Source organism: Methylobacterium sp. WL7 (genome assembly GCF_008040085.1).
Lineage (GTDB): Bacteria > Pseudomonadota > Alphaproteobacteria > Rhizobiales > Beijerinckiaceae > Methylobacterium > Methylobacterium mesophilicum.
Genome location: NZ_VRVG01000306.1, coordinates 1 through 1,442, shown reverse-complemented (window position 1 = coordinate 1,442; position 1,442 = coordinate 1). Strand labels below are relative to the sequence as shown.

Sequence of the window (1,442 nt, the reverse complement as noted above, 5' to 3'; positions counted from 1 at the left end):
AGACCCAGCCCTTTCAAGGTGTTTGGCTCGGGCCTAACTCGTTGCGATGACGCAAGCATCGGACGGATCGGGTTGCCCGTGGCGGGCTGTCCTGGAGCGGTTTGAGCAGAAGGCGCCAGCCAGCGTGATGGCGCGCACGCTGCTGGATCAGGCGTTTCCCGCCACCTGGCTCGACGCGGTGTTCGCGCAGCATCGCGGTCGCCAGTACGAGCGCGATCTGCTGTTCTCGACGGTGGTCGAGCTGATGATGCTGGTGGTGGTCGGCCTGCAGCCGTCGCTGCATGCGGCCGCCCGCCAGAGCCGGGATCTGCCGGTGTCGCTGGCAGCGCTGTACGATAAGATCAAGCGGACCGATCCGGATCTGCTGGGCGCCCTGGTGCGGGCGAGCGCCGAGCGGCTCGAGCCGGTGCTGGCGGAGCTGGGGCCGGGTCCGGCCCGGCTTCCGGGTTACGCGCTGCGGGTGATCGACGGCAATCACCTGCCGGCCAGCGAGAAGCGCCTGACGGCGTTGCGCGCTTGCCCCGGCGCGGCGCTGCCGGGGACGGCGATCGTGGTCTACGATCCCGACAGCGGCCTGGTGACCGACCTGGTGGCGGGTGAGGACGCCTATGAGCACGAGCGCGTCCTGAGCCGGGCCCTGTTCGAGCGGGCCGAGCCCGGGCAGGTCTGGATCGGCGACCGGCACTTCTGCCCCGGCGCGCTGCTGCGGGGTTGGGACGCGGCCGGCGCCGGCTTCGTCGTGCGCGAGCACGCGCGCCATCCGCGGCTGAGCGGTGAGAGCGCCTGGCGCAAAGCCGACCGGACCGAGACCGGCCGCCTGCGCGAGCAGGCGATCACGCTGGCGGATCCGGGCGCGCAGGCCGCCCCGTGGCGGCGGATCGAGCTCACCCTCGACCGGCCGAGCCAGGCGGGGGAGCGGATCCTGCGGGTCTGGACCAACCTGCCGGCCCAGGTGAGCGCGGCTCAGATCGCGCAGGCCTACCGGGACCGCTGGCGCATCGAGGGGATGTTCCAGCGCCTGGAGCGCGTGCTGCACAGCGAGATCACCAGCCTGGGCCATCCGCGCGCGGCCCTGCTCGGCTTCGGCGTGGCGCTGCTGGCCTACAACGTGCTGGCGCTGATCGAGCGCTGCGTGGAGCGGGCGCAGACCGCCGCCGGGAAGCCGGCCCCGACGGTGTCGCTGTATCACCTCGCCCTGCAGGTCCGCAGCGGTTACGAGGGCCTGCGCATCGCCCTGCCGGCCGACTGCGCGACGGGACCCGCGGGCGATCCCAAGGCCCTGGCCCCGCGCCTGCTGAGCCTGGCCCGGCGCATCGACCCCAAACGCGTGGCCGCCAGCCAGCGAAAACCCAAGCCGCGGTCTACCGAGCCCGCACGCCAGACCAACGCCCATGTCGCAACCGCCAGGGTTCTGGCAAATCAAACACCTTGAAAGGGCTGGG

Annotated in this window: 1 protein-coding gene; it reads left to right on the top strand. The window is 72.2% G+C overall.

Going from position 1 to position 1,442, the window contains the following annotated elements; translation table 11 throughout:
• Positions 1-127: 127 nt before the first annotated feature.
• On the top strand, positions 128-1,432 hold the full coding sequence (locus FV233_RS29425) for an IS4 family transposase (protein WP_147899634.1): 1,305 nt from the start codon (positions 128-130) through the stop codon (positions 1,430-1,432).
• Positions 1,433-1,442: the final 10 nt, after the last annotated feature.